The organism is Mesorhizobium sp. M1295 (assembly GCF_040318135.1).
Classification (GTDB): Bacteria; Pseudomonadota; Alphaproteobacteria; order Rhizobiales; family Rhizobiaceae; genus Mesorhizobium.
Genome location: NZ_JAMYLU010000009.1, coordinates 154863 through 181664, shown reverse-complemented (window position 1 = coordinate 181664; position 26802 = coordinate 154863). Strand labels below are relative to the sequence as shown.

At 62.6% G+C, this 26802-nt stretch carries 31 protein-coding genes; 8 read left to right on the top strand and 23 right to left on the bottom strand.

All coding sequences use genetic code 11. The features are described from left to right. Positions 1-87: 87 nt before the first annotated feature. Genes NKH29_RS15325 through NKH29_RS15305 form a run of 5 tightly spaced genes read right to left on the bottom strand, consistent with a single transcriptional unit; the run spans position 88 to position 1879 of the window. The gene (locus NKH29_RS15325; protein ID WP_036245970.1) at positions 88-411 is read right to left on the bottom strand and encodes a hypothetical protein; all 324 of its coding nucleotides are present in this window, start codon (positions 409-411) and stop codon (positions 88-90) included. After that, the gene (locus NKH29_RS15320; RefSeq protein ID WP_352589760.1) at positions 411-614 is read right to left on the bottom strand and encodes a hypothetical protein; all 204 of its coding nucleotides are present in this window, start codon (positions 612-614) and stop codon (positions 411-413) included. Before NKH29_RS15320 ends, NKH29_RS15325 begins: the two co-directional genes overlap by 1 nt. Further along, positions 599-868, bottom strand: coding sequence for a hypothetical protein (locus NKH29_RS15315; protein WP_023723037.1), 270 nt, complete (start codon positions 866-868; stop codon positions 599-601). Before NKH29_RS15315 ends, NKH29_RS15320 begins: the two co-directional genes overlap by 16 nt. Beyond that, a complete protein-coding gene (locus tag NKH29_RS15310) occupies positions 868-1080 on the bottom strand; it encodes a hypothetical protein (protein WP_352788666.1) in 213 nt (70 codons plus the stop codon). The genes NKH29_RS15315 and NKH29_RS15310 overlap by 1 nt, the downstream gene beginning before the upstream one ends. Position 1081: 1 nt before the next feature. Next, entirely contained in the window at positions 1082-1879 is a 798-nt protein-coding gene (locus tag NKH29_RS15305) for an N-acetylmuramidase family protein (RefSeq protein ID WP_352788668.1), read from the bottom strand. Between the two features lie 150 nt (positions 1880-2029). On the opposite strand from NKH29_RS15305, the gene NKH29_RS15300 reads away from it, so the two are divergent. The 4 genes from NKH29_RS15300 (at position 2030) to NKH29_RS15285 (ending at position 3947) form a co-directional block, all read left to right on the top strand. After that, the gene (locus tag NKH29_RS15300; RefSeq protein ID WP_023723040.1) at positions 2030-2215 is read left to right on the top strand and encodes a hypothetical protein; all 186 of its coding nucleotides are present in this window, start codon (positions 2030-2032) and stop codon (positions 2213-2215) included. A gap of 497 nt (positions 2216-2712) precedes the next feature. Next, positions 2713-2880 (top strand): hypothetical protein, encoded by a 168-nt coding sequence (locus NKH29_RS15295; protein ID WP_352589751.1) that lies wholly within the window; start codon positions 2713-2715, stop codon positions 2878-2880. Between the two features lie 159 nt (positions 2881-3039). After that, positions 3040-3213 carry a hypothetical protein gene (locus NKH29_RS15290; protein WP_352788670.1) on the top strand — a complete coding sequence of 58 codons (174 nt, stop codon included), beginning with the start codon at positions 3040-3042 and terminating at the stop codon, positions 3211-3213. Between the two features lie 179 nt (positions 3214-3392). Beyond that, entirely contained in the window at positions 3393-3947 is a 555-nt protein-coding gene (locus NKH29_RS15285; protein ID WP_352788671.1) for an acyltransferase, read from the top strand. On the opposite strand, the gene NKH29_RS15280 is transcribed toward NKH29_RS15285, so the two are convergent. The 13 genes from NKH29_RS15280 to NKH29_RS15220 form a co-directional block, all read right to left on the bottom strand. Beyond that, positions 3930-4643: a class I SAM-dependent methyltransferase gene (locus NKH29_RS15280; RefSeq protein ID WP_352964444.1), complete on the bottom strand. Its 714-nt coding sequence runs from the start codon at positions 4641-4643 to the stop codon at positions 3930-3932. The genes NKH29_RS15285 and NKH29_RS15280 overlap by 18 nt on opposite strands. A 64-nt stretch (positions 4644-4707) precedes the next feature. Continuing rightward, a complete protein-coding gene (locus NKH29_RS15275) occupies positions 4708-7920 on the bottom strand; it encodes an SGNH/GDSL hydrolase family protein (RefSeq protein WP_353000031.1) in 3213 nt (1070 codons plus the stop codon). Between the two features lie 160 nt (positions 7921-8080). Beyond that, entirely contained in the window at positions 8081-8347 is a 267-nt protein-coding gene (locus NKH29_RS15270; protein WP_353000030.1) for a hypothetical protein, read from the bottom strand. 789 nt (positions 8348-9136) lie between these two features. Continuing rightward, positions 9137-11473: a hypothetical protein gene (locus NKH29_RS15265; protein ID WP_353000028.1), complete on the bottom strand. Its 2337-nt coding sequence runs from the start codon at positions 11471-11473 to the stop codon at positions 9137-9139. After that, on the bottom strand, positions 11473-11964 hold the full coding sequence (locus NKH29_RS15260; RefSeq protein ID WP_352589734.1) for a hypothetical protein: 492 nt from the start codon (positions 11962-11964) through the stop codon (positions 11473-11475). Before NKH29_RS15260 ends, NKH29_RS15265 begins: the two co-directional genes overlap by 1 nt. 2 nt (positions 11965-11966) lie before the next feature. Beyond that, positions 11967-12632, bottom strand: coding sequence for a hypothetical protein (locus NKH29_RS15255; protein WP_353000026.1), 666 nt, complete (start codon positions 12630-12632; stop codon positions 11967-11969). Positions 12633-12876: 244 nt separating this feature from the next. Beyond that, on the bottom strand, positions 12877-14712 hold the full coding sequence (locus NKH29_RS15250; RefSeq protein WP_353000024.1) for a phage tail protein: 1836 nt from the start codon (positions 14710-14712) through the stop codon (positions 12877-12879). Beyond that, on the bottom strand, positions 14703-15332 hold the full coding sequence (locus NKH29_RS15245) for a phage tail protein (protein ID WP_353000023.1): 630 nt from the start codon (positions 15330-15332) through the stop codon (positions 14703-14705). Before NKH29_RS15245 ends, NKH29_RS15250 begins: the two co-directional genes overlap by 10 nt. Beyond that, the gene (locus NKH29_RS15240) at positions 15329-15931 is read right to left on the bottom strand and encodes a phage connector family protein (protein ID WP_352851174.1); all 603 of its coding nucleotides are present in this window, start codon (positions 15929-15931) and stop codon (positions 15329-15331) included. Before NKH29_RS15240 ends, NKH29_RS15245 begins: the two co-directional genes overlap by 4 nt. A gap of 287 nt (positions 15932-16218) precedes the next feature. Beyond that, a complete protein-coding gene (locus tag NKH29_RS15235) occupies positions 16219-16464 on the bottom strand; it encodes a hypothetical protein (RefSeq protein ID WP_023718157.1) in 246 nt (81 codons plus the stop codon). Between the two features lie 213 nt (positions 16465-16677). Further along, the gene (locus tag NKH29_RS15230) at positions 16678-17667 is read right to left on the bottom strand and encodes a hypothetical protein (RefSeq protein ID WP_023718156.1); all 990 of its coding nucleotides are present in this window, start codon (positions 17665-17667) and stop codon (positions 16678-16680) included. An 86-nt stretch (positions 17668-17753) separates the two neighbouring features. After that, positions 17754-18662 (bottom strand): hypothetical protein, encoded by a 909-nt coding sequence (locus NKH29_RS15225; protein WP_353000022.1) that lies wholly within the window; start codon positions 18660-18662, stop codon positions 17754-17756. A gap of 278 nt (positions 18663-18940) precedes the next feature. Beyond that, the gene (locus NKH29_RS15220; protein WP_352844574.1) at positions 18941-19513 is read right to left on the bottom strand and encodes a hypothetical protein; all 573 of its coding nucleotides are present in this window, start codon (positions 19511-19513) and stop codon (positions 18941-18943) included. A gap of 110 nt (positions 19514-19623) precedes the next feature. On the opposite strand from NKH29_RS15220, the gene NKH29_RS15215 reads away from it, so the two are divergent. The 4 genes from NKH29_RS15215 (at position 19624) to NKH29_RS15200 (ending at position 21406) form a co-directional block, all read left to right on the top strand. Next, positions 19624-19812, top strand: coding sequence for a type II toxin-antitoxin system HicA family toxin (locus tag NKH29_RS15215; RefSeq protein WP_352496017.1), 189 nt, complete (start codon positions 19624-19626; stop codon positions 19810-19812). Positions 19813-19816: 4 nt separating this feature from the next. Then, entirely contained in the window at positions 19817-20218 is a 402-nt protein-coding gene (locus NKH29_RS15210) for a type II toxin-antitoxin system HicB family antitoxin (RefSeq protein WP_023718152.1), read from the top strand. 194 nt (positions 20219-20412) lie between these two features. Next, positions 20413-20730 carry a YMGG-like glycine zipper-containing protein gene (locus NKH29_RS15205; protein ID WP_352524211.1) on the top strand — a complete coding sequence of 106 codons (318 nt, stop codon included), beginning with the start codon at positions 20413-20415 and terminating at the stop codon, positions 20728-20730. Positions 20731-20803: 73 nt separating this feature from the next. After that, positions 20804-21406 (top strand): hypothetical protein, encoded by a 603-nt coding sequence (locus NKH29_RS15200; protein ID WP_156948043.1) that lies wholly within the window; start codon positions 20804-20806, stop codon positions 21404-21406. A gap of 53 nt (positions 21407-21459) precedes the next feature. Here NKH29_RS15200 and NKH29_RS15195 read toward each other — a convergent pair whose 3' ends face one another. The 5 genes from NKH29_RS15195 to NKH29_RS15175 all read right to left on the bottom strand — a co-directional run bounded on the left by NKH29_RS15195 (position 21460) and on the right by NKH29_RS15175 (position 26767). Beyond that, on the bottom strand, positions 21460-21783 hold the full coding sequence (locus tag NKH29_RS15195) for a Bbp19 family protein (RefSeq protein WP_023718149.1): 324 nt from the start codon (positions 21781-21783) through the stop codon (positions 21460-21462). Next, a complete protein-coding gene (locus tag NKH29_RS15190) occupies positions 21780-23522 on the bottom strand; it encodes a portal protein (RefSeq protein ID WP_352496015.1) in 1743 nt (580 codons plus the stop codon). The genes NKH29_RS15195 and NKH29_RS15190 overlap by 4 nt, the downstream gene beginning before the upstream one ends. Before the next feature lie 269 nt (positions 23523-23791). Further along, positions 23792-24943, bottom strand: coding sequence for an acyltransferase family protein (locus tag NKH29_RS15185; protein ID WP_352516075.1), 1152 nt, complete (start codon positions 24941-24943; stop codon positions 23792-23794). Between the two features lie 478 nt (positions 24944-25421). Continuing rightward, positions 25422-26015, bottom strand: a complete 594-nt coding sequence (locus tag NKH29_RS15180) for a hypothetical protein (RefSeq protein ID WP_352496074.1) — start codon at positions 26013-26015, stop codon at positions 25422-25424. Beyond that, the gene (locus NKH29_RS15175) at positions 26012-26767 is read right to left on the bottom strand and encodes a phage terminase large subunit family protein (RefSeq protein WP_051409635.1); all 756 of its coding nucleotides are present in this window, start codon (positions 26765-26767) and stop codon (positions 26012-26014) included. Before NKH29_RS15175 ends, NKH29_RS15180 begins: the two co-directional genes overlap by 4 nt. Positions 26768-26802: the final 35 nt, after the last annotated feature.

Here is a 26802-nt window from a genome sequence, read left to right as displayed (position 1 = left end):
GATTGCCAGGGAAAATGCAAAAGCCCGCCGCACCTTTCGGCGCCGCGGGCTTCAACTGAACGTCACTCTTTTGTCAGCTTGGGCGGCTTACTCCTCCTTCACCGGCCCGAACCGGCGCACGATCACCTCGAAGACGATATCCGAGATCCACATCGCCGAGACGCCGATGAGGAACGCGGCGGCGAGCGTCGTGGTGTCGTCGTCCGGAGAAGGAATGGGCAGGCCGGCGGCGCGGAAATAATGCACGACCGGCAGCGTCAGATAGGCCGCCGCCAGCGCGCCGCAGATCGGCGAGGCCACCATTTCGCGGACCTTGTAGCGGTGACGCGACAAGGCCCGCAAAATGCCGCCGGAAAGGCCGGCGACCAACACCGGCGCCTTGATGCCCAGAACGTCGAGCAGCTCATGCATCATGGCGTCCACCCGCACCATCTGGCACCCTGCCCGTTGAAGGCGTTCATCTCGTCGAGCTCGGGCCGGGTCACGGCGGCGACGACGGCCGCCGATGGCCGGCGCGGCTGGTTGTGGTCGCACCAGACCTGGCGCGGATTGCCGGCCGGCGCGGTTGTCGTGCAGCCGGCGAGCACCAGGCAGAGGATCAGCGCTTTGCCCATTTCCCAGCCTCCGCTCGTGCTGCCGCATCGGTCATGCCGGCGGCCTTGCGCTCTTCTGCGGCGGCCTCGCGGTTCATTTCGAGGCGATCTTCTCCGGCCGCGACTTTTGCCTCGGCCTGTTTGGCCGCTTCTTTCTTCGCCCGGTTGATGCCACCGGCAACATAAAGGCCGATACCGCCGGCCACAGCAGCGAATATCGTCATGACGAGCTTGTTGCCGATGATGGCGCCGAGAATGGCGAGGAGTGCGGCCATCACAAATCCTCCGCGCGGCGGCGGCGCAGGAACTCGGTCAAAACGCCGTTGACCACAAGAAACCAGGGGAACCATTCCCCCGGAATGATCGGCGAAAGAACCTGCGGGTCGACATAGGTGACGATGCTCGCGATGACGCCGATGGCCGCCTGAAACCGCGCCCAGAATATTGTCTCGCTGTCGCAGAAAAAGCTCTTGATCCGGGTCCACATGTCATTTCCTTCCAAACAGTTTGAGGATGGCTGATAGTTTCAGGACGGCGGCGATCAGCGCTGCCCAGAAGCCGGGCTTGGCGACAGCCACAGGAGGCGCAGAGGGCGCGGCGGCCGGCGGTAGAACGGCAATCGGTTTTGCTGACTCTGGCGGAGCTGCGGGGACGACCGCCGATGACACCGGACCGGCAGACGGCCACGGCGTGTCCTTGATGCGCGACCATTTGCGATAGGCCTCGGCAAGCCTGGTATCGTAGGAGCTCTTGCGATAGCCAGGGCCGTTGTAGCCCTTGGCGAATCCCGCCCAGTCGTGATTGCGCAAATTGTCGTCGAGCCGCTTCTCGACGATGAAATCGATCGCCGCGCCGAGTTGCAGTGCCTCGTCCGCCATCATAGCCTCGGCCATCGCCTGCACGGTAAGAAAGCCGGCCGCCTTGAAATTCTCGCCGAGAACCTGGCCCCAGCCCCATGAGGCCGATTTGAGCGCCGCGGTTTCGTCGATCGCACAAGCTGCCCTGAGCCGTGGGTAGCTATCCCTGGGATAGGGCTTCTCGCCCCACTTCGGATAGGCGAGACCGGCGGCTACCGCTTGTGCCCGCTTGGCACCCGACAGGTTGCGGTAGAAGACGTGCGGTTCGAACAGGATGACCGGCCGGCCAACGGCGTCGAAGCCGTGCCCGCTGGTTTCAACATCGAGGAACGCGTGGATCTCGTCCTCGCCGACGCCGATCCGGGCGCCGAGTTTCGGCAAGTCTATGTCATCGAGGCGCCTCGCGGCGCCCTTGAATGAAAGGTCCATGGGCAGTCCTTTCCGCCCTTGTGGGCAGGTTTTGAGGTTGAAAAACGGATGCGTGGCGGCAAAGCAGAATTGGGCGGCAGCGCGTGCCGATGTGGCAAGGAAGGTTGATGTTTTCGACCCGCCGTGTGAAATGGGCGCGGGATGGTGCACATGCCTGATGATGAACAAACCGCTGCGGCGCGCTGGTCGGTGAGGTCCGAGCTCCGCGCCGTCGGTCGCGACAAGCCGCTGCTCGCGGTGCTGGCAGCGATCCTCTGCCTTTATTGTGCGTTTATCGCCGGACCGATCGTCTATGCGGTGCTGGCCATCAACGGCATTGCGGATTTCTTCAAATAGAGCCGGTTCCGGCGATCTCGCGCCGGTCCGGCGCGCTGTATCGGCCCCGAAATTGCTCGGCCTGGATGAAATTGCTTAGCCGGGATGAAACTGTTCGCGTATGTCGTTCGTACCTGTAGGGGGTGCGGGAGGACACGTGACGATAAGAATCAGACTCCCAGGCGGGACTTTGAAGATCAAGAAAAGGGACGAGCTGCGGCGCCGCGAGCAGAATCGCGAGGTGCCGGTTTGGCAGGTCGGCAATTACTTCGTCATCTGGTGGCCGAGCGGCATGTCCGATCGCCCATCCTCGCCCAGAAAATCCTCGCCCAGGAAATAGCCCGCGCACCGACGATCCCCGACCGGGCACTGGCGCCTCCGTGCGGGATCAGGAACCGCCGCGCGCCAAACCTCCGAAGACCGCTCGCCAAATCCCAAAAATAGTCAGCGGGCGGGCGTTGACTCTTCCGTGACGGAAGGTCTCTTGTGCTGCTTTGCACAATGGGGCGGCAGAATCGATGGCGGTGCGTATCAGGATGCCTGGCGGCACGCTGAAGGTGAAAGTATACCGCGAATTGCGCGATCGCGAACGCGCCCGCCGCATACCCGTCGTCAGGCTCGGCCGGGTCTATTTCACCTGGTGGTCGAACCGCCAGCGCCTGATTGACGATCAGTCGCCAGGATGAAGCTCCTTTCGTCCAGGCCTGCCCGCCCGGCACCGCGAAGCCTCCGCCGGCCAGCGCGCAAAATAAGTTGATGATGCCGCTGTTGACTCTTCCGTAACGGAAGGTCTCTACTTACCGCATTGCACACAATTGCTGCGTTGCACAACGGGAGTTGGACCGATGGCAGTGCGTATCAGATTGCCGGGCGGCACTCTGAAGATGAAGACCTATCGTGAGTTGCGGGCCCGGGAACGCGACCGCCGCGTGCCTGTGATGAAGATGGGCTCGCTGTATTTTGTCTGGTGGTCGAAAGGCCAGGAATCTCACGAGAAGCCGCAGGACAGCAGGCGCTAGCCGCTGGCGGCGGCGGACGCAGTTTCGGTGACGGCGAAGATCTTGCCTTGTGAACTCGCTACTTTCCCGCTGCGCTGGATGCTTGCACTCTCGCTTGACAGTGCTCATTGGTTGACAGCGCGATTTAGATAATCCAGACCGGTCGCACATCGCTATCTCGTTTCGGGCAAAACCAATAAATGCGTTTCGTGCCACCGTTCTTGCAGCGCTTAGCCGGCATCAAGGCCGGTGCCGGCACGAAGATGGACCTGCGCAGCGTACACACCGCTCGGCGCGGCCGTCACTCCATCGGCGAACGTTGCATCTTAAGCTCGTATTTTTCGTTCGACCGGCCTGACGCGCAGATCGTTATCGGAAATGGAACCTACATCGGCAAGAGCCATCTAGTGGCAGCAGACCGCATCGAGATCGGGAATGACGTGATCATAAGTTGGGGGACAACGATTGTTGACCACAACGCCCATGCAACAGCATGGCAAAATCGGACGGCTGACGTCGCTGACTGGCATCAGGGCAAGAAGGACTGGACGAATATCACAATGGCGCCGGTGAAAATTGAAGACAACGTCTTCATCGGCTTCAATGTTATCATTCTCAAAGGTGTGACGATCGGCAGAGGGGCTGTCGTCGGTGCGGGATCTGTAGTGACCAAAGACGTGCCCCCCTTGACTATGGTCGGGGGCAATCCAGCAAAACCTATTGGCGCGAAAAATCCATCAGCTGGTCGAGCATAGTGCCCCAGCCATGTAGGCCATGCTGCGCATCGCGGTTTTGGGTGCGATTTTCAACGACCCCGTTCGGATTTGGTGCTTTAGCCAACCTTTTGAGCGGCCCGCCAGATACTGCTCATAGGGCAAGCTTTGGCCAAAAGCCTTTAGCCGTTCGACCTTTAGCCCGGATGTTTTGAGAAGGTTTTCAAACGTCTGGATCGTGTAGAAGTTGATATGCCCAAACGGCCCCGACATCCGAATGGCTTTGCTAAGATCTCGCGTATGTTCCAAAGGCACTTCGATATAGAGCTTCTTGCAAACCCGAGCCGCCTCCCTCAGAAACATCCGTTCGTGCTCGACATGCTCGACCACGTGGATTGCCAATCCCAGGTCGAAGGACTTGTCGGGATGGGGGATGTGATATCCGTCAAAACGCAAGACGCTTTTGAGATTGGGAATTTTCCGCGAGTTGATCGCCTCGATACCCGAAGAAGAAATCTCGACCACCGCCAAGGTCTTTCCGATCCCACGCTTGTTGAGTTTGTCCAGCACGGCGCCTTCGCCGCCGCCGATATCGAGTATCGTGTCGAAGATTTCGCCTTGGACAAAGTCTTCGACGTGGTCGACTGACTGAACAGAAGCAATCTCGCGTTTCGCGTGCACCTTGTCGCCGGCATAGTAGTCGTCGTATATCGCAATAATGCTGTCGGCGTTGGCCATGGCACTGGGCTCCCCTTCGGGGAAACCCTGCCATAACCCACGAACCGCGTCCAGTGTCGACTAGTTATCCCCTTTCCGCGACGTGTTCGATGAAGCGCTGCGCGTTGCCGTCATGGCCGGCATCGTTGAAATGCAAACCCTCTTGGTAGTTGCCCGAGCTAATATAGTCGAACCCATCAATCGGGATGCTCAGCACATTGCGGGACCTATAGGCCTGACGGATTGCGCCGAGGGCGGCATCGTAGGTACGGCCTGACGTGTAGCTTGCATCCCATGCCGCCGATGGCCGCGTGGGCGGCATCACGATGATGCGGGGAGCCAAGGCCGCTTCCAGCGTGTTGAGGATCGTCGCGATGGTGGACGAAATGGACGATGGCGCAGTGCCAAAGCTATCGTTGATGCCGAGCGCCAGAACCGGCACGATCTTGCCACCGGCATAACCACATTGAACAATGGCAGAGGTAAGACGCGCCGTATTGTAGGACGAGAAGGTAAAGCTCCCATGTGCCGCGCGCAGCGTGCGCAAACGTGCGCGCGAAGCAGTTGCCTTTATGCCAAGCCGGATAAGCCCGGTGATCTCGACCGGCCCGCCAACCGTTGTAAGAGTGTAATTGCCACTCGCGGCCTGCCCGGTAAGCGACGGTCCAGAAAACTGGTCAAGCACCAGAGCCCCGGCAGCATTGACCGTCTTGTAGGCCGCGCCACCGTTAAAGGCGAAGGCAAGCGAGCCCTGGCCGGCGTCCTGAGTATAGTGCACGTCGACCTGTTCATAGGCGCCGGTGAACGTGAGAGACGCGCCGGCCGCCAAGATGATGCTTTCGCCGATCGGCCCGCGCGTTCCGGTCGAGACGGTTCCAGCAGCCGTGACGCCATAGAAAGCCGGCGTATAGCTGGAAGAGGGCCGCAAAGCGGTCATGCCCGGCTCGTCGGCAGCGATGCCGATGTTGGCGAAACTGGTGACATGGTTGAACCAGTGCTTCGGCCCATCGCTGGCAAGCGCCCAAAGACCGATGCTGTCCGCGATCAGACAAAGCACGTCATTGTTGGCGATGTGTTCCGCCATCTTCGCCCGAAAGCCATCGTACAGATTCTGCAGCGACGGCCGACTTGGGATGAAGAACCGGCGCCCGCCGACAGATGGCTTTCCGGGTCCCCAAAATCCATCGCCGGTTGCGGGCATTGCAGTCAGCGCGAAACTGCCGTGATCGACATAGGGTTGCGGATGCTGCGCCGCGGCGGCCGCAAAAATTGCGGTGGCGTCAGAGACGCCGGTGTGATCGGCATCCTTCAACAAGCCGATGCCGGCGGCCGCCGCCCCATTGGTCGTTGGCGGATTTAAGGCGCGCGAGACATCGGCGATGATGCCAGTCTTGATCGTGAATGAAACCTCGAAACGGTGCGCCCCTTGCTCGATGACGGCTGCGCCATTCGACAGTGCTCCCGATTTCACCCACGCTCGAATGCCGAGCGGATTACTGTTCGCCTGATATTTGTAGCCGCCACCACTGATCGCTGGATATTGCCCGACCGCAATCGGAATGCCGAGCGATAGCTTGGCGACGCCATTCAACAAGTCGACGGGCGTGGTGCTAATCACATTGACGGTGGGGCCAGCCGCAATATCAACAACGTGGATCTTGGCAGCGCCGTTGGCTGCGGCTCCGACATTAACTTCAGTGATGTAGCCACTGACTGAAGACGGGATTTCAGGGATGACGCTGTAGCTAGCCGGTGTATCCGTCCCCGTGTTGACCAGCGTTGGCCATCCGATCATCTGCGTGGTGCCGATCGCCTGATTAATGCCGGCAAGTGCCGCCGCAGCCGCGCGTGCTTTGCCGGCTACTTCGCCGCTAAAGGTTGCCCTCCATTGTGGACCATTTATCGCGCTTATAGTCTTGACCATGTGCGACCCAGGAATTGCCCCTGTGAACCACTCGACTTCGCCGTTCGGAATTGCCCCGGCAGTGTAGTACCAGCTGCCAGCACCAGTGCGTTGGACGCCCATGACACTGCCGGCAGGCTTCAGGATCGCGAGCCCCGAAACAACTGACGACGGGCCGGCTGGAGCGGATATCGTCTGCTCGGAAACCAGGCTAAGCGTCCCGTCGGCCTCAACGTGGGCTAAGACGATATGTGCTGTCCCCGGCACGGCGCCAAATCCAAGCTCCAGCGTCGACAGATATTCATCGACAGCCGACAGCGACCCTGGCCAGAAAAAGACGTTGTCGTTGGCAACGACCGTGCCGCCGACAGAACCAGTGATTGGGACTGGCCCCACAGTCCGTGAGCTGATCAGGGCAATTTCCGCCGGTGACGCGCGAATGCCGGTGTCGACGGCAATCGGGCCTGCCCCGACGCTGTACAGCCCCACAATGCCGGCGCTGACCTCCGTCCAGAAATACTCGCCGACATCGACATTCCTGCCCATTACCGCCACCGCCGCGGCGCCGGCCAGCCCCGCCGACGCCCCGAAGCTGAACGTCGGCGCCACCGTGTAGGAGCCCGGCGCCGTGATCAGTATCTGCGTCAGCGCCCCGCCCGCCACCACGAAGCGGCCGGCCGCGCCCGAACCTGTGCCGCCGGCAAACGCCAGGTCGAACGTGCCATTGGCGCCGCCCGAGCCCGCCGTGATTGCGCCATTGCCGACGACGCCGAAGCCGATTGCCGCCGCAGTCGTCGGGAAAATGCCCTTGCCGTAGAGCGAAGCGTCGCGTGCGGCCTGGGCGCTGATGACTGCGGCCGCCGCGGCGACTGCATCGGAATTGGTGGCAGCCCGGTCGGCCGTGGTTTGGCTGGCATTCGCGGCGGAAGCGGCTGCGCTGGCCGATGCCTGGCCGGCGCTGGTTTCCGCAGCATCCTTCAAGGCCTGGGTTTCATCGCGCAGCGCTTCGACCTCTTCGACCACGTCGGCGATGTCGGGCGGAACGGATGCGGCGATGGTGATGGCATCGGCGCCGACGGCCGGCTCGTCGGCCGTGAATTCGAACACGCGGTCGGCATTGACCGACCCGATCTGGGTGTGAACGGTCGTGCCCTTCTGCAGGGTGCGCGTCGTGCGGGCGTCGGCGGCACGGAACCATTCGCCTGCGCTCGCCGTGTAGATGCCGTTCTGCGTCGGGTCGGCCTGGTCCTTGACCAGCACGCGGTCGCCGATTTCGGCCGGCACGCCGTCGATGGCCTGCAGGCCGTGCAGGAGGATGTCGGCCGTGGTTGCGAGGCGCACGGGTTCGCGTTCGCCGGTCAGGAGACGAACGGCGGCAGTTGCAGGTCGGGACATGAGGGCTTGCTCCATAAACAAAAGCCCCGCATGAGCGAGGCTGGAAGGGGGTTCGGTGCTGGCGGTGGGAAATCTAAGCTGCGCGGCCGGACACCGCGTTATCCGGCGCGGCCGATGTATTCACGGACAATTTGCGGACAGCGAGCAACGCGGTCCAGGGCTATAGCGATCCGCCAATGAGCCTTCTTGTGCCGCCGATCGCCGCCAGCCCGCAGGCCATGCCGGCGCAGTCGGCGACCCAGTCGAGGATATCCATATCGCGCGCGATCAGCTGCGCGCCCTGAAGAAGCTCGATCGCCGCGCCGGTAATGGCGAGGAGCACGACCAGCCTCGTCTTGTGTTCCGGCCAGCCGAGGCTTCCGAGCGCCGCCAGCGCGGCGAACGCCGCGGCGTGGTTGAGCTTGTCATGGTGGAAGGTGAAGCCCATGTCCAACTCCTGCAGGAACCGCACCGGCGAAAGCGCGAGCAGGAGAACAGCGGCCAAGGTAAGCAAAAAAGCGATCCTTGCCATGGTCGCAAAAGAGTCGGTGCGCAACAGGTCAATCCTTCATCTGAAACAGGAGGCGATCCAAAAGGCACCGCCAAACTGACCGCCCGGCGGTTAGCGGGCCATAAGCCAGCATCGTGAAAGCACTAAAAGATTAGTATAGCTGGTTGAACCAAGCTGCTTTGCCGCGGCTCTTTGCGATCGAAGTCTGGGCAATGCGCCTGCTTGCTGCTCGAGTTCGGGGCTTGCCGATGATCACCGCACGGTAGAACCTTTAGCTAGCTGACGGCGCTTGCAGAGAAGCGCCGATACATCACTTCGGAAGTAACGGAAGCACATTCTCATCAAGGAACTTGAGACGGCTACCCACATTTCGGCGTTGGCTGGGCTAGCCGGCACATCGACCGGGATTAGATCCGCCACCGGGTCCCCCCGTCGCGCAGCTTCGACCCACTCTTCCATGGCGCCGACATATCCATCCAGCGCCTCGTATGGAGTCTTGGCGTCCTCACAAGTCAGGTATGTCGGAGGCACATCGCCTACGATCACCCATACTCACGGATCCACTTCCGGCCTGCCAGGTACAATCTCGAAAAGGAAAATATATATTATGCCGTCGGCCCCATACCCAAGATATTCTCCCTTGATGTCTGAAACCAGTCACAAAACTCAAGATATTTTCGGGCTTCCAGACGTGCAGCATCAAGCTCTTCATCGCCTGTGCTTTTGTCAGCCGACGGCAAAAAGCCCGGGATACCTTTTAAAAACTCCCTGCTCGACGCCATGATGCACTATATAGTCGCTTTTGTTGAGACTAGGATTCGCGTCGAAAAAGGTTTTTCGATAGTCCTTGGATGGAGCCCACCCAACCTTCGCCCCGGCATGTTTAACTTTGGACGTATCCCTAGCAAGCATCGCACCTAGTAACGCGGTATCAAAGGCACTATCGGACATTTCACCGGCTCGCGTCTTCCGGCGTGGGATTGGTGGCGAGACCGAGCGCGCAAGCGCTTGCTGGTGCCTAAGGGTTTCGGCATCGACCCCACGAACAAGTGCCTCGCCGCCTTCGACTAGGTCAGTCGGCCGCCTCGAAAATATTGAGAGTTTCTCTACCCAGGGCTTGGCAATCTTCGCCGCGGCGCGTTCCAGGGCCACCACCGCCAACCTATCGCCAGGAATTGCGCCCGCGGCATTGAGCAGTGTTTGGTCGTAGTTGCCTTCCAGCGCTGCATTTCCAGCCTTCTCCAGTGCAAATGACGTCCCCAACGGCGTGAAGTCGGCCACCGAGATGCTGTCTTCGCCAAGCCCATCGGAGCCCACGAGTTTTTGCGCGAGAAGACGCCATAGGCTCCCCCGCTCACTGTCGCCGGCTATCAATCTCCCGAGCCACTCTTGATTCGTCGGTAAGTAGTTGGTGAGTTCCGCGTTTGATACCGATCGTCCTGGCTCGACAGTGTTGGCTAAATCGAGCAGCATCATCGGGTCGACTACAGCTGCCCGGACCGACCTGTCCGCGATGCTGTTGTCCGTTTGGGACGCGCTGGTCTGAAACAGGTGGCTCAGCACCGCTTCGCGCGCGGCTTGATTCGGTAGCGCGGCGAACACATTGCGCAGCTCTGCGGTCTGGTGTTGCGGCTGGGCCTTGAGTCTGCCGACAATGTCCTCAGCGACAGAGTTGGGTAGCGGCTGGGCGGTCTCAAAACCCAACTGTTGCTGGGCGGCGATGGAGCCAATGATCGCCGCCCGATAGTCTCCCGGCTTCGACAGGTTGCTCCAGGCCGCATCAAGGTTCGCGAATGCCTCGCGGACATAGCCGCCCGGATCGGCCTGCCTGGCCTTGAACGTCAGGTCCGCGGCGGCGGCGATAGCGTCATGGCGTGCCTTGTCCACTTCCGGCGTTGAACTATCTGCGGTGGGGTCGGCGTCCTTGACCATGGCCCGCACGGCGTTATTCGACAGGTCGCGCATGCCGTGGAATTGGCGATTAACCTCAACGGTCCTGTTGAACGCCTCGAAGCGCCCGGCGCCTTCGGTAGCGCCATAGAGAGCGACGAATTGTTCCGGCGTTGGGATCGGGCCGGAATAGGTTCCACTGTCCCTGATGTCGGCCGGCGCATTCTGCTCGGCCAGGATAATGTTTGTGCGTTTTTCGACTTGCCGCATCGCGTCGGCGGCTCGGGCCTGCTGGACCAACCCTGGCCGCTCTTCGGGGGCAATGTCGTCCCCAAAGGCCTGCGCCGACCTTTCGTCCGGCGTAAGCTTGCCTACCCGGTCACGGAGCGAAGCCGGTGCGGCAGTTCCATCCGCCGGAGGCCCACTCACAGCCTCGACGGTATCGTCCTTGGTCTTGCCGTCCGTTGCGGCCAACACCGCCCCCAGCATCTCGGCAGCGCGCTTCGGATCCTGGGCGATCATCGCCTGGGCAAGCGCCTTTGCCGTGTTGCTGCGCCAGGCAGCCTCGGCCGCCTGCCGGGCCGCCGGGTTGCCCATCTTGCCGATCAGTTCGAGCCCGCTCTGCCTGATCGCCTCGAACGTGTCGCTATCGTCCGGGTCGCCCTGCGCGATGGCGCTTGTGTAGCCGTCCTCGACCTTGGTCCACTCGGCCTGCTCGTAGTTCTGGCGCCGCGCGTGCTGCTGCGCGGCCATGCGCGCCGAGCCGGCGAGCCGCAACGCCTGCTTTTGTGCGAGGAAATTGGCGCGTTCGCCCTCCGGCACTTTCGCCGCGGTGTCGTCGAAGATCTGGTCGAACAGGCCGGGCTTGACGACGCCGTCGCTGCGCGGATCGAGCTGGCCATACATGAAGTCGTGCAGGCCGCCGCCGTCGGCCGGCGCGGTCTGCACCGCCACGGCCTCGGCGTGCGCGATGCGTGCGTTCAGCTCGCGGCCGATAATGTCGGCGTCGAACGCATCCTGCTGCTGCTTCTGCTGCCGAAAGCGCTCGGCCACCGCCGAGAGCTCGTCGCCAAAGCCTTGCATGGCCGCGCCCACCGGCGAGCCGTTGGGATAGGAGGCCACAGTGCCGGTATCGAGCCGGCGCTGGGCAAGCTGGAGCGGGATGGTGGCCATCAGTAGAGGCCTCCGCCAGGCGCCGGCGGGAAGGCGCTTCTGCCGAACGTCACCGCCTTGGCCGGGTCGTAGAGGCCGGAGATGCCCGACACGAGATTGCCGCCGGCCTTGAAGATCGAGGCGCCCACCGCCTGCCTGCCGGAAAAGCGCGCGATCGCCGCCTGCGTGCCGAGACCGTTCTGGCGCAGCTGCGAGCCGTACTGGATCGCCTTGAGGTCGAGCTGGCCCTGCCTGGCATTGGCGGCCAGCACCTCGGTCGGCGATCCCGCCATGGCGACGCCCGAAGCGCCGGCCTGGGCACGCGCCTGCGCCTGCAGCAGGTCCTGCTTATGGCGCTCCTGGCCCTGCTCGAAGGCCGAGCTTTGAGCGTCGGCCCGCGCCTGCTGTTCATAGGCTTTGGCCTGGTAGTCGGCCATCTGCCTGGACTGCTGGCCTTCCGCCAGCGCGCCGCCGACGGAAAGCGCCGTGCCGATAAGAGCTAGTGTGCACATGGTCAGCCTCGTTCGCCGGCGGGAATGAATTTGCTTTTGATGCCGTTGACCGGCGCGCCGATCGAAGGCCGCCGGTCGAGCACGCCGCCGGGGCTGAGGAAGGACAAAAGCAGCCGGTCGGCCTGGATCGCCGGGCGGCTGAGCCGCGTGGGTGCTGTGGCCCGCGGGCCGGCCATGGCCGTGCGCCGGATGGTGGTCAGGTTGACTTTGACCCCGGCGGCGCCGTCGGACACGCCGTTGGCGGCGGTGACGGCGCGGCTCAAGGCATCGGCCGCGAACAGCTCCTGGCGCAGTTGCTCGATCAGCCAGTGGACCGTGCGCCAGCGCTCGCCGAGCGCCTCGGCGTTTGTCCTGACCTCGTCGCCCGGCGGCGGCGTGTCAGCGCAGGGTTCGGCGGGGGGTTCGTCCAGGGGGGCGCCAACGCGGCGCTCGTCCGCGTCCTCGATGGTTTTCTCGATCAGCGCAATTTCAGCGGTGCAGTCGTCCAATGCGGCACGCGCCGCCGTCAAATTGCCGGCGCCGAAGATCGCGTGAAACTTTTCCGTTTCCAGCTCGCCCTTGCGGGCGATCGCATTGTTGAGGTCGGTGTCGAGCAAGGCGATGACGGCGGCAAAATCGGCAGCCGTCCGCGCCCTGCCGAGGTCTTCGGCATGGGGGAGTTGGGTCACGGGTGGTTCCTTCTTGAGGGAGGACATCGCAGCTGCCAATCTCCCCCCTTGTGGGGGAGATGCGCGGCAGGGCAGAGGGGGGCGCGAAGGATCGCGGCTTTAGCTAACTGCGGTCAGGCCAGAATGGATAAGGACGTAATTACGATTGGTCGGCGGGACAGCGCCCCTCTCTGTCCTGCCGGACATCTCCCCCACGAGGGGGGAGATCGGCCGTCGTCAAGAGTTTCGCCAACCTGCAATGCGTCTAAGGCTCGGCGTCGAACACCGGTGTCATCGCCCTGATCGTGCAGGGCGTCGGATTGACGTGGCGGATCTTCACCCGCCCCTGCCCTTCCCAGCTGTCGTCGATCGGCACCTCGACATTGCCGGTGAACAATTTCGCCATGGCACCCGGAGCAACCACGGACGGGATGCGAACCTGCTCCCATCGGCCGCGGATGAACGACTGGACCTGAAGCCCGGCGATGTCGGTTTCCAGCAGCGAAAGAATGAGCTTAGCGACCTTCTTGCGCCGACCGACGATCGAGCCGTCGCGGCCGCCGACGTCGAGCTCCAGCGTGTTGGCCTCGGACTGGTAGCCGAGCCCGACCTGCCATTTGGCGGCGGTGGCGCCGCCGGGCAGCATCACCTGGCCGGAAGCGACCGTGAGCCCTTTGTAGACCTTGCCGCCGGCCAGCACGTCGACCGCCTGGCCTTCGAGATGATCGAGGCCGGAGACGACATTGACGGCAGCACCCGAATAGGTCAGCCCGCAGTCGACCTCGAAAGCGTCCTCGATTGCCGCATATTCGAACGGCACGGTCTTTATTTCGATATAGCGCCTGGTCACGCCGCCGATCGTGCGCTTGACGATCAGCCACAGGTCGTCATTGCCGTCCTGGCCGGGCGTCACCACGGCGCTTTCGACAACGGCCCAGTTCGATCCGGCGAAACTTCCGGCGATCTGGTGGATATGCATGCCGCGCACGTCTTGCGACGGCTGGTGCGTGTAGCCGCCGAGTTCGCCATTCCCGAGCGGGAACCAGAGCAGCGGGTCGGGGTCGGTCTGAAAGGCGAGTTCGACGACGCCTTTCTTCGGAATGTGCTCCGATATTTGACCGACGTCGTCGGAGGTGAAGCGGCCGGTGGCGTTTTGCGTCAGCTCGGCGATCGATTTGCGGGAGCGGGTGACATAGAGGAACGACTGCCCCGCATCGACGGGACGCAGCGGAGCACAGCCGAAGGTCCGCGACCGGCGGTTCTTGAACGAGGACGGTGTCAGCGCCTCGTCGATACCGGAGCCGGACAGCGCCCTCACCCCGCCAAGCGTTCCGATGATCAGCGCACCGTCCGATTCCGCCACCCACGTGATGTCATTGGCCTGACCGCCGCCGGCCTGCACGAATTCCAGCGCGTCGGTGTCTTTCTCGCCGGTGGCGAAGTTGTCGAAATCGCCGGTTTGCGAGGCATAGACCGAGAATTTTCGGCTGAACGCCAGGCGCTCCTCGTAAAGCGAACCGCTCTGCACGTACTTGCCGGGCACGAACGTGCCGAGACGCCAGCGGATGATCGGGCTGAGATCGGGCAGAGCATGTCCATACAACTGGACCGTGACCACCGTCATGCTGGTGCGGGCAGTGACCTTGGCCCAGCGCCAGAAACCATCCGCGCCAAGCAGACGAATGGCGCGGCCGACATCGCTCGTCTGGAAACCAGTGCCGTCATTGATACCGACGGCCGAGGAGGCCGAGAGATCAAACGGCGTTTGCGACGGCGCGTATTCGTGCAGGGCCAGTTCGGCGATAGCGGTTCCGTCGCTGTCGCCGCCCGAAAACAGCAGCTGATAAAATTCGTAGGCAACCGTGTTGTTGAAGCCGTCGAAGAAGCGGGTTTCCGATTTGGACCAGCCGGTCTCTCCGTCCCGGCTGTCGAGCGTCGTCCAGTCGGTGCCGTTGTGCGAGGCCTGGAACTGCCACTGGGTCGGCGAGACAGTGTCTGAGTGATCATTCGTCGCGGTAATCCAGTAGGCGTCGACTGCCCTGGCCTCGTCGCCGCCGAACTGGTAGCGCAGATACCCGCTCGGAAATCCCGCTATGTCCACCCCTCCTGCTTGTCGCCGCCGAAAGCCTGCCACACGTCGGATGAGCCGTTGCTGTTGCTGACCGTGCCGCTTGGCAGCGTATTCGAGGCCATAACCGGCATGGCGTTGCCGGTTGCGGCCGGCGTCAAGGTCGTGGCGGTGGTGTTGATCTTGTCGTATGGACCGTCGAGAAAGACAAAATCGGCGAGCGTCCAAGTCGTGTGCGCGGTGCGCGTCAGCACCTTGACCGGATAATCCTTGTGGGTGATCCACATCTGGTCTGCCGACTGGACGAATTGCAGGTCGAAGAGATCGGCCTCGAGATAAGGGGCCGCCACCTCGACCGTACCGACGCGGGCGCCATAGGCGTAGACGCGGATGTAAAGATCGCCGAATTCGAGCGCATAGGCCTGATCGGCCGAGAAGATGAACGGGATCAGCCGTGTCGCCTTCGACGAGTTGTTCACCTCCGCGCAAAAATACGTTCCGCCACGCTTTCTGATGCCGCCATGCGGCAGCGTGACGAAGTTCGTGCATTTGGACAGCGCCGCCCGGTAGAGCTCGAGCGAGGCGCGAGCGTGCAAGCGGGGAGAAATCTCGCCGCGGATGAATGCGTCCTGGACCGGATAGAGCGTGGTCATCGGCCGGCGAACCTGTTGTCGCCGCGTTGGAAAGCCCAGGACATATTGGAAAATCTGCCGCCGCGCTGGATGGCATTGGCCGAGTAGGCGGCATCCAGCGCCCTGTCATAGGCGCTGCGGGCGACGTCGATCATGCCGGACTTGTGGGTCAAGGGATGCGCGATCTTGATGGCGAGCGCCGCAATCAGCACCTCGGTGAACAGCGCGTCCCAGTCGTTGGGGTCGGTCAGGTTGGCGATATAGCGGATGATGCGCGGCCCGGCCTGATCGGAATAGACCAACCCGGCCTCCTGCCGCCATGAGAGCGGCACGCCGTCCGGCTCGCCATTATGGGTCAGCGGCAAGGGCCGCAGGCAGTCGGCGGGAAGTTCATAGGCAAAGTTCAGCGTGCCAGCGCCGCTGCCGGTGTCGAAGCCGGCGACCGAGGCCGCCAGGATAGCGAAGACATAGGCGTGCTTGGTCAATTCGGCCTCGCGGGTCAGGTCGAAGTGCAGATTGAGCAGACGCGCCGCCTTGGCGTCCTGGTCGAGGCTGTCGATCGGCGCCTCGTCGAGCACGGCGAGCGCCATGTTGGCGATGTCGAGCGGGGTGATGGCCATGGCTCAGGCCTCTGTCTGTGTGGTTGGTCGGGGAAAACGGGGCATGGTGCCTCCACGGCAAAAAGCCGCTTCAAGGCGGCTGGGGATTTCTTGTGATTGTGGCTTGGGCAGAACGTTGCACGTCTCGTGCAGGGAGCCGTCACGATGCCAGCCGCCCGTCAGGGAATGGGTGGCACGTGCTGCGTGATCCGTCTTTTTTCCATTCGAGCAAGGAAGACGGCAATGCTTCGGTTATTGCGGTTTCACGACACCGCCGCACAATGCGGCGATGTCTTGCCTGGATTGAGTCAGCCGATGCGTGCGCTGGTCGAGATCCCTGTTTCGGCTGACTTGGCAAAGACGCTTGCTTTCACCCTTCCGATACCTCCCGCCATAGCCAAGCCCTTGTCCAGGGCATCTTGAAGACTTGGTGTGTAGTAGGCGGTGTCCTCCAGACCGCTGAAGAAGTTTATGCGATGAACTTCCCCCTTCTTGCTCATGACAATGCCCGCTTTTCGGAGCACTTCCTGAACTGTTTTGTACTTCACGTTCATAGTTACCTCCCTTGCTCAGACAAGGCAGCATCGCCCTTTCTTGTAACTGTTTGGTGCCGTCGATTGGCCAAACGAGCAACATGAACGTTGTGGCGAACCGCAAAATTCGCATCACTCCGGCGCGGCGCAGCGGGTGAACTTGGGATTCGCCACACCGGCCGACCTGGTGTCCAGAAGGGGCGGGACGTCTGATGCCCGCCCCTTCCGGCCGGATCAGGCCTCCATCGTTTTCAGCGCGATGAACGTCATGTGCTTGACGCTCGACGCCGTGCGGTCCCAGTTTGCCGCCAGTGCCAGCTCGGCATCGGTGGCGAATTCGCCGGCCGAGGAAGCGTCGAGGAAGCGGGTGCCCGGCACATGCGGCACGAAATGCCGGCGGCCGACCATTTCGGTGACGCCGCCGCCATGGCCCTGCCGCGGCTTGCGGTCGAACTCGAGCGGGCCGCCTTCGGTGTTGACCGGCAGCTCGTTCCACAGGATCGCCTTGTCCTTGAACATGAAGGCGGTGTAGACGCCGCCGGCGACCGGAATATCGTCATCGACGACGGCCCTGAGCCCCATGTAGTAGGGGATCAGCGGCCCGCCCTGCTCGGACGACGGCACATAGTCGATGAGGTCGGCGAGCTTCAGCGCCTTCATCTGTTTCGAATGCATCCAGATCGTCTTGAACTTGTCGGCGCGGTCGCCCATCAGATAGGCGGCCTCGATGATGTCGGTGTCGACGATGGAAGCACCGGTAACGCGCACCAGATCGCTGCCGTCATTGGCGATGTTGTCGGCCAGCACGCCTTTCAGGATGCCGAGCAGCGTCAGCTTGTTGGCGCGCTGCCAGTAGTCGGTCTGGCGACGCACGATGAGCTTCTGCGGATCGTCGCCGGCAAGGATCGAAGTCAGGTCCGGGATGCCCCAGGCCTGCGCACGCACATTGCGGGCCGCGACTTCACGGCGCGCACCGATCTTCTTCATCTCGATCGAGTCGGCCGGGTCGTCATTGACCGGCTCCGAGGGATCGTTGCCGAGATCCTTCCAGCCGGGCATGTCGACGGAACGCCCGCCCATGGAGAGCTTCGAGGCGATGGCCGGGTCGGAAAACAGGATCCCGGCCTGGTAGATGTCGAGCGACTGGACATGCTCTTCGAACGAGTATTGCGCATAGACGGACGGAACGATCGCGTCCGCGATGCGGGTATAGGCGTCTGCCATTTTTGTCTTCCTTCAGGTTTGTGGGGATTGGCGGACCATGATCCAGAAAAGTGGAAACCGGTTTCGGAAAAGATCATGGTCCAATTTCAGAGAGGATTATTGGGCATCCACAGATCGGGGTTTTCGCCGGCCTCGCGTGCCAGCCGCCGGGCGCGGGCGGGGTCGCTTTTGACCAGGGCTGAGATGCCAGTCAGGTTGCGCTCGCCGGCGGCATTGCGCTTGAAGGGATTGCCTCCACTCAAGGCCGCGCCGCCGTCGATCGTGTCTTCGCGGAACATCGCCTCGCCGATGGCGTGGAACGCCTTGGCGATCTGCGGGTCGGTCAAGGCGCCATCCGGCAGAAGGATGCCCTTCGCCTTATAGGCATTGACCAGGCCGAGCTTCTTCATCGCCCTGTTGGCGACCTCGAGCTTCTTGCGAAAGCCATCGCTGCCGGTCGGTCCCCAATCCCGCACAAGGTCGTCGTGGGTCGTCTCGACCGAGCGGGCAACGGCGATTTGCTGTGCCTTGGCCTGCTCGGCCATGTAGCCGACGAAGCGGTCGTGATAGGCCTGCGCGACCTTCGGGGTAGCACCTGCCTCGACTGCCCAGGCCCTGGACGCATTGGCGAGCTCGTCCGAATAGGCGAAGTTTTCGGGGAGCCCGTCGGGGCGCCTGTACTCGACCTTGTCGGGCGAGGTCAGCGGACGCATCGCCTCGGGCAGTCGGGCATGGAACCTGTCCCAGTCTTCCGCGGCTGCATCGGCTGCCGGAACGCGCAGGCTCTCACCCTGCTGCCGCTCCAGCTCCGCATAAGAGGTGAAAACCCGATCGAGGCTTTCAGGCTTGGTCCAGCCCTTGGTTTCAGCGAGCTTGCGGTTGCCTTCGGAAAGACCGTCAAACCAGCTTGTGGCCGCAGGCAGGGCGGACCCGTTGTCCCCGTTGGCCGGTGGCCGTGCAAGGTTGCCCGCCGGTGGCGCCGCCACCACGGACCCGGCGTCTGCCAGATCTGTCATGAAAAGATTCCTTATGTTGAGGTTTAGAGAGAGCCAGCGGCGAAGCTGCCAATCTCCCCCCTCGTGGGGGAGATGTCCGGCAGGACAGAGGGGGGCGCGAAGGAACGCGAGGATCCGGTGCACTTCGTCACCAACGCCCCGGGAAAGATTGCAAGCACGAATCAGCTGGATAAGCCGGCGGGACAGCGCCCCCCTCTGCCCTGCCGGGCATCTCCCCCACGCGGGGGGAGATTGGCCGTCACTTCCGCTTTCGCCAATCACCCATATCTGGAGGGAACCTAGATATTGTCGCCCCAGTTCTCCCAGAGCAGCGTGATAGTGCCGGTGACGGCAACCGTGCCGTCAGCGTCGATATCCGTGCCGGTGGCAAACGCCAGGTTGAGATAGAGGTCGACCGGCGTCACGGTGCCGTCGAGCGTAGCGGCTGCGGCAACATCGGCAATCGATGCGCTCGACAGCGCGGCACCCGCGCCATCCAGCGTACGGCCGGTCGCGCCCAGCACATTGACCATGGTGCCGGCGAGCGCAGCACTCGACGCCGCCGTCGAGCCGAGCGACCAGGTTAGCGCGGCATTGTCGTTGATGGTCGACGCGCGGGTAGTCAGCACCGCGAACTGCAATCTTGCCGTGCCGCCCTTGATACGGATCTTGCCATCGATGAAATCGAACAGCTTCTGACTGGCATAGGCCAGTGCATCGGTGACCGGCACCGGCATGGCATTGAAGGAGAAGACGGTGCGGTAGGCGCCGCCCTGCCCGGTCGTCCTGGCGGTAAGCCCCGCCTTGGGCGGGGCAAGGCCGGCTTCTCTGGCGGCGGCACGCGAAAGCGTCCGGGGAAGACCTCGGGTCATCTGGTATCTCCATTTTTTGGGGATTTGAGGAAGGTTCAACTGGACCGCGGCACGTAATCTGCCGCAAATCTCATGGACATTTAGGCCTTCTGTGTGTATCTATACACAACATGAAGAGCGCCGATGTCATTCATAGGCTGCTGGCGGATGGCTGGTACGAAGTGGCTCGAAAAGGAAGTCACGCCCAGTTCAAGCACAAAGCCAAGCCGGGCCGCGTGACAGTTCCGCATCCCAAGCGCGACATCCCGATCGGCACTCTGAAGAGCATTGAAAAACAATCCGGCTTGAAGCTGAGGTAGAGAAATGCGGAACTACATCGGACTGATCCACAAGCAAGCGGACAGCGACTTCGGCGTCTCCTTCCCCGATTTTCCGGGCCTGGTGACAGCAGGCGTCAATCTGGATGATGCCCGCGCCATGGCCGAGGAAGCACTGGCCTTTCATGTCGAGGGGCTGGTCGAGGATGGCGAAGCAATTCCCGAGCCGTCGTCCCTGGAGGAAGTGATGTCGGACAAGGACAATCTGAGCGGTGTCGCCATCCTGGTTCCCTTGAAAGCCGAAGCGGCGAAAGTCGTGCGCGTCAATGTCACCATTCCGGAAGATATCCTCGATCAGATCGATCGATATGCAGAGCGCCACGGCTACAGCCGATCCGGATTTCTGACCGCTGCGGCAAAAAAGGTGATGCAGATCGAGGCAGCGTAGCCCCTCGAAGGTCGATTTGAGATGAAGCTCCGTCGTCTTGTTCGGTTACATTTCTTTCCGAAACCGAGCTGTCAGACTAAAACAACCATGTCTTATTTCGTGAGGCTCAGTGCCTATGTTCCGCCGCAAATGCCACCGCACTTGGCAAAATCAGCCAGCGTATTAGTTCATAGGCTTCAAGGGAGTACCAGATGATGACCATGTACAAAGCCATTGCCGCCATGCTTGTGACTGCCGCATTGGCAGGCTGCGCGCAGACCGAAGCACAGCAGAGAACCAGCACCGGTGCGCTGCTCGGTGCCGGCGCCGGCGCTCTCGCCGGCCAGGCGATCGGCGGCAACACCAAGAGCACGGTCATCGGCGCGGGCGCCGGCGCCCTTCTGGGTGCCGTGGTTGGCAACGCCACCACGCCGCAGCCGCGCGGCGAACAGCTTTGCCGTTATCAGGATCGCAACAGCGGCCGCATCTACACCGCCCCCTGTGACGACCGCTATTATAACGGCGATTATTGAGCGTGCCCCCTTCTCCCCGTTCTGCGGGGAGAAGGTCCCGGCAGGGGGATGAGGGGCAGCGCAAACTTCTGAAATGCCGGCACCGCCCCTCACCTGCCTGCCGGCATCCTCTCCCCGTAAAACGGGGAGAGGGAAGCAGCTTCAGCCTCGGCGCATCCTTTTCCCTGATTTGGTCCTTCCGCTGATTAGAGGTCAGCGCTATCTTCCCTACCAAGGGGGACGAGCGATGCGGGCTATTGCAACTTCGAGGCCGGTGATCCTCCGCCTCGTAATCCTTTTGCTGGCTTGCTTGTTTGCGATGGAGCCGGCAAACTCGAAAGACGGCGACGTCTTCTTATGTACGGTGAGCGACTTCCGCACGTGGTCCGACATACCGTCATCTGGTAGCCCGGAATTCGTCGCAAATAACAAGGCCAGGAAATTCGATATCCAAGAATTTGCCGATCACTTCATTGTAACCAGCAAATCGAGCACGTTCAAACCATCCTCAACGAAATACGATATCTTCCAACGCAGCGTGTATCAGGTCGCTGCATTTGATAGCACGACATTCATGCTCGACACGTTCGTTATGAGGACAGCAGATGTTGAAGGTCCTCCGACCAAGGCGCGGGTCACGCTGCAAACTCCAACATATCTGAACACGTGGTATTTGGACTGCGCCTTGCAGAATTGATGCACCGCAGAACCGATGGCTATTCGCGTTCAGATATCCTGTAGCCCCAAACCCTACCTCCCCTCCGCCCTCGCCGCCTTCTCCAGTGCCGCCAGTTGCGCTTCGTCCAGCGTCAGGAACCCCATGATGTGCTGCACCACCTCGGCGCGGGCGTTGCTCAGCGCGCTGTGCAGCTCGAAGCCGTTCGGAGTTTTCGTCTTGGCCAGCCACTCGCCATAGGATGGCCGGCGATAATAGCCGGTCGCGGCCGTCAGGTCGGCCAGCACCATTTCGCCGTCCTGGCCTGAGAACACCCTGAGATAGGCCTTGGCCAGCGCATCCCGCGCCTTGGCCGGGCCGCCGGCCTGGCTGGAATGGGCGAAGCGTTTGCCGCTCATGCGCGCTGCCCGCCCGAAGCATCTTGCACACCCTGCGGCATCAGCCCGCCGAGCCCATCGAGCAGGCCGCTGTCGCGCGCCTGCACTGCGGCGGGCACGGCATCCCTGGCGACCTTGCCGGCGGTGGCGACCGCCGCCATGCCGGCCTGTTCCTGCTGGGCCTTGGCACGAGCATCGCGAATACCGGCCACCTCGTCCTGGCGGCGAAAGATGCGCTGCGGGCTGCGGCCCGCGCCCTGCACGATCTTCAGTGCTTCATCGCCGTCGATATTGTCCATGATGCCGGGATCGAATTGCGCCATCTGCATGGCCGTCGTCACCACCTGGATGGTGTCGCGGGCTTCGGCCGAGCGGCGCAGCACGTCGAGCGGGCCGGTGAAGGTCGGCCGCAGCGCCTTGCCGGCGAGGCTCGCCGGCGGCAGGAAGCGGCTGTCTTCCTCGTAAAGTCCTTTGTCTTCCAGAATACCCAGCTCGCGGTCGAGATTGCTGGCAAAGCCGGCCTGGATGATCGAGCCGGACGGCCCGAGCAGCGCGCCCTTCTCCTCCTGCCGGATCAAGGCCTCGGTCGCCGTCATCTGCGGGTTCTGCACCAGCGTCTGGAACAGGTTGACGAACATCATGTCCCGGATCTCCTCGGCCCGGCTGTCGGCATAATTGAACGCATAGGTCGGGTTCTGGCCGGTGGCGATGGGCGCGATCAGCGGCCGGCCGGCATCGTCGATCAGGCCCGGATAATTCTCGCCGGGATTGAGCACCGGCACATAGTCGAGCCGCGCCTTGGACGCGGTCGCCGGATCGGTGATCTGCTGCAGGGCGCGCAGGCCGGAGCGCCGCACGGCGTTCTCCTCGCGCACCGTCGTCAGCGCCTCGATGGTCGGCGAGATGCCGTAGGGATCGCCCTCGTAGCGGCGCCAGTTGAAGCACGATACCGGGAACGAGCGAAAACCGCTTTCCCTGACGATCACCTCCTCGTCCTCGATGACGTGATAGGAAGCGAACGCCGTATCGAGATACTGATAGGTGCCGCTCAGACTGTACATCTTGCGCTCGTCGCGCGGCTGGATGCACTGGATCAGCGAGATCTTCGTCTCGCATTTCGAGGGGTCGTCGACCAGAACCTTGATCCGCACCGGCAGCTTTTCATAGCCGAGCAGTTGCGCCGCCTGCCGCGCCGTGCGCTCGTAGCGGCGGTGGAAAATATCGACCTGGCCCCAGCGGTTGCGCGAGAGATAGCCCTCGACCACGGGGATCGAGGCATAGCGGATCAGCGTGCCGCCAAAACCCTCCTCGGCGTAGAGATAGGCTGGGCCGTAGCGCACGACATTGCGCAGGCATGCCTGTGTTGCCGGCACGAAGTTCGAATTGGCGGAGTAGCGCAGCGAAAACAGGAAATCGCGCAGCGCTTCCGCCCATTCCTTTTCCTCGTCGGTTTCCTCGTCGTTGATTGCCGCGGTCGACAGCCCATGCCATTTCTCTGACTGCGGGATGATCAGGCTTTCCAGCCCGGCGGCCAGCCGGTTGGCGGCCGAGTTGATGGTGTTGGCGTAGACGCGCGCACCGCGCCGCTCCTGCCGTTCGGCCTGCGAATCCGTGCCGGCCTGGCGGCGGCCGCTCCACATATCGGGCGCATCGGGGTCGCAGAATTCGGACACCGCCTCCCAGACATGCTCGTACTGGCTGCGTTCGCTCTCCAGTTCTGCCTGTCGCGACAGAATATCGCGAGCACGGGAATCGCTCATGGTCAGCCTCGCTTGATGGATTTGATTGAAAAGAAGCGGCGGGACGCCGAAGCTGCCGACCTCCCCCTTGTGGGGGAGATGTCCGGCAGGACAGAGGGGGGCGCGAAGGATCGCAAGCCTGCGTTTTTTATGTTTTTCCGACCGGATTCGCCCAACCGGAATTCGCCTAACGTCGCGTTACAAATGATCCACAAGCCGGCGGGACAGCGCCCCCCTCTGCCCTGCCGGGCATCTCCCCCACGAGGGGGGAGATCGGCAGTTTCAGCTGATCATGCGCTGCCCTCGAGCGCCGGGCTCCGCCCAAAACGCTGCACCACGAAACGTCCCATCTTCTGGCCGGGCACTTCGATCAGCGTGTAGGTGATCCAGGACAGCAGGCACACCACCGGCAGAACGACGACAGTGACGACCGCAAAGCGCAGCGGCGCCGACAATTCGTGGCCGAACTGGGTGATGACCAGGGCCGCGACCGGCTGGAGAACCAGCAGATGGATCAAATAGATGCTGAAGGAAAGCTCACCCATCAGATGAAAGAACCTGTTGGCGAGCGTCATGGCGATCTTTCTGGCCACGATGCCCATCATTCCCGGCAGCATCCGGTAGAGAACCAGGGCAAAGAAACCCAATACGAGCGCTTCCCGCATCAAAAGCTTGCCAAGCCCATAGCCGCCGCCGAAGGGCAGCGCGGCCAGAGCCATGGCCAACGCCAGATATGCGAAGGGCCGCTTTTGCCTTTGATGGACGACGCCCGCCAGCAGCATCCCGCACAGGAAAATCTGCATCTTCAGCGGCAGGAACGACGGCATCGGAAAATGCACCGACAATTGCCCCATCAACAACACGATCGCGCTGCCGGTGGCCGCGACCAGAATGGCGCTCCATACCCAGTCAAGCCTGCGCACCAGCAGCATGATCGCCGGAAACACCGCATAGAACTGCATCTCCAGCCCGAGGCTCCAGTCCGGCAGCGGCGTGCGATAGGCGAAATTCGGCACCAGGCCGAACAGGAACAGCAGATGGGCGCCAATATTCTTCAGGCCGCTGTCGAGATAACGCTCGGGCGCCTGCGGCGACCTCAGCAGGAACTCGTCGATGACCATCCTCGACTGGTAGAGATAGGGGCCAAGCGCCAGGGCAGCGAACAGCATGATGTAGAACAGCGGCGCTATCCTGAAGTAGCGGCGGGTCCAGAATTTCAGCCAGGTTTCCGGCCTTTGCCAGGGCTCCTTGTCCTGGCGCAGCTGGTAATGGAACACCATCAGGAAGCCGGACAGCATGATGAACAGATCGACGCCGAGGTCCGGTTCGCCGAGGATAGGAACCTGCCAGCCGGTCAACAGCAGGCAGTGCCCGATAAGCACCCAGATCGCGGCGAGCGCCCGAAGCCCGTCCAGGCACTCGATGCGCGATGTTTCCGTCATGCCGAACTTCTCGATAGCCATGTTGCAATGCAGCATGGCGGCTGAGGGAAGAATGTCAACCGTGCGGAAGGAACACGATTTGCGCTCGGTTGTTACGGAAAACGCGGAAGCTGCGATCTCCCCCCTCGAGGGGGGAGATGGCCGGCAGGCCAGAGGGGGGCGCGAAGGAACGCCAGCCTCTGTTTTCGTTTCCCGCCGGAATGAGCCGATGGCGGCAACTTACAAATTGATCACCAAGGCCGGCGGGACAGTGCCCCCCTCTGCCCTGCCGGGCATCTCCCCCACGAGGGGGGAGATCGGCAGCATCACCCGCCTCTCTTCTTCACCAACCTTGCGTGCCGGCGCCAGTACCACCACGCCAGCACGCGGTTGCGGAACACTCTTCTCATCGCGCCCATGTCAAACCCCCAGCAGCACGCGGCGCTGGCCGGTGAGCTCACTGGGCGACAAATCGGTCTTCACCGTTCCCGCGGTCCCATCATTGGCCGCCAGCTGGGCCCGCAACGCGGCCTCGCGCGCCTGCACGTCCTTGTCGGCAATGGTCGGTGTCGGCGGCAACGGCTTCAGCGCCGGCGGCTTTTGAAAAAGGCACATGGTTTTCTCCAAAGTGAGAGATTCTCGTCCAGTCGTAGAGCAGAAAATCCTCGCCGTTCCGGCCGTAGCCCGGCAGGCGGCAGCGTTGCGTGGCACCAAGCCGGGCCAGCCAGCGCAGCGCCAATTCATTGGCGGCCAGCGCTCGCGCCTCGACCCGCCAGGCGCCGTGCGCCGCAACCTGCGGCCCGAGCACGGCGTGAAAGAATTCCGTGATCCCAGGCACGCAGCGCCTCATGCGGCGCGTGCCCCAGCTCCAGGCGATCCACAGCCCGCTGCGCTGTTCGGCGGCGCCGAAGCCGGCCTCCGGATTGCCGTCGAGCTCGGCAACATAGGCAAACCCCTGCAGCGCCGTCAGCGCCAGCAAAGCCGGCGACCACTCGTCGAACTGGCAGTCGATCTCGGCTCGGTCCTCCGGCCGCAGGTTGGCGGCGATATAGGAGAGATCGCGCAGTGTGGCGGGGATGATGCGGATGGTCACCGAAACGCCCCCAGCGGATCGGCCTGCCCCGCCTTCCGCCGCGCGGCTTTGAACACCGCCGGGTCGACCACCGCTTCCCTCAGCATCATCACGCCATAGCGGGTCGCCGCCATCAAATCGTCGCGCAACTTCACCACCTGGCCATCCCGGCGGTGATAGAGCCGGAACTCCTCGAACCACGGCAAAAGCGTCGAAAACACCTTGAAGCGGCCTGATTGCATGCGATCGAGCATGTCCATCAGCCCGGCCTCGACCGATACCGAACCGTCGGCGAACTGCGCATGGCTGGCGAGCATGTTCAGCCCATGTGCCGAATATTGCTTGGCAAGCGCGGTGCCGGCACCCTCCAGTGTCTCGCGGCGGCCGTCGCGCGGCCATGCCCATGGCAGCCATTCGCCCCACGGTTTCAGAGTCAGCGCCTGCATGGCGGGAGTCTGCTGCGAAGCGCGGCAGGCCTTTGTGACATAGACGACGTCGGCCTCCGTATCCCAGGCGAGCTCGACCGCCGCCGAGGGATGGTCCCAGCCGAAATCGAGTGCGCCGAGCCGCGGCCAATAGCGCGGCAGCGGGAACGGCTCACAGGCGATCAGCTCCTCGGCCACCGGAAATATGCGGCCGGAGCCGAGCACCGGAATGCCTTTGGCCCGCGCCTCACGCTCATGCGCCGGATAGGCGGCAATGATCTCGGCGCGCTGCTGCGGCGTATAATGCTCGGCATCGTCGATGGTCATGAAGGTGACGTGACGGGTCATTGTTTTCACCCTCGCGGCATTGAATCATGGTGGCA